General features: G+C 74.6%; 1 protein-coding gene. It reads right to left on the minus strand.

Annotated elements, in window-relative coordinates:
* Positions 1 to 93: 93 nt before the first annotated feature.
* Positions 94 to 957, minus strand: an 864-nt coding sequence (locus PROKR_RS03865) for an SDR family oxidoreductase (protein WP_036959686.1), incomplete at its 5' end; no start/stop codon positions are given.

The following is a 957-nucleotide window of genomic DNA, read 5'->3' on the forward strand; positions in this document are numbered from 1 at the left end:
CGGCGAAGGTCAGGCGCGCCGGGCCGATCCGGAGCGCGAGGTCGTGCGTCGCGTCGAGGATCGCCTCGTCGCTGACGGTGCGCGGGCGAGGCATCAGGCCGGCCCGGGCATGCCGTCGACGAGGGTCAGGTCGCGCGCCGCGCGGTCGACGGCGCCCCAGTCGGGCCGGGTTCCGTCGAGGTCGTGCAGGTCGTACTCGCGCATCAGGTCCCAGGAGCCCAGGCACTGGCCGGCGAACCTGGCGCGGCCGGCGTCGGCGGCCAGCGCGGCGATCCCGCGGGCGAGCAGGTGGGGCGTCTCGGAGTGCTCGAAGTACGGCACGTTCCGGGTGTTCTCGCGCCAGTTCTCCGTGGTGACGCCGAAGTGGTCGAGCATCGACTCGGAGCGCAGGTACCCGGGCGTGACGGTCAGCGCCGTCACGCCGCGGGGCGTGAGCTCGTGGGCCAGGCCGGCGCCCATCCGCACGACCGCCGTCTTGACCAGGTCGTAGGCCATGTTCCCGCGGTAGGGGACCGCCTCCTTGCCGTCGCCCACCTCGACGACCAGACCGTCCGTGCCCTCCAGCAGGAGCGGGAGCGCGTGGTGGCTGGTGATCAGGTGCGTCTCGATGCCGTTGCGCAGCACGCCGAGCGTCGCGTCCAGCGGGTGCTCCCAGACGGGCTGGTCCCAGCTCAGGAACGGGTCACCGCCCCAGATGTCGTTGACCAGGACGTCGAGCCGACCGTGGTCCGTGCGGATGCGCCCCACGAGCCGGGCGACGTCGTCGGCGTCGGTGTGGTCGCAGCGGACGGCGACGCCCTCGCCACCCGCGGCCGTCACGAGCTCGGCGGTGTCCTCGATGGTCTCGGGCCGGTCCATGGGGGAGCGCCCCGAGCGGGTGGACCGCCCCGTCCCGTAGACGGTGGCGCCGAGCGCGCCCAGCTCGATCGCGGTGGCGCGGCCGGCGCCGCGGGTGGC

Origin of the sequence: Promicromonospora kroppenstedtii DSM 19349, from assembly GCF_000515355.1 — a bacterium.
GTDB classification, from domain to species: Bacteria; Actinomycetota; Actinomycetes; order Actinomycetales; family Cellulomonadaceae; genus Promicromonospora; species Promicromonospora kroppenstedtii.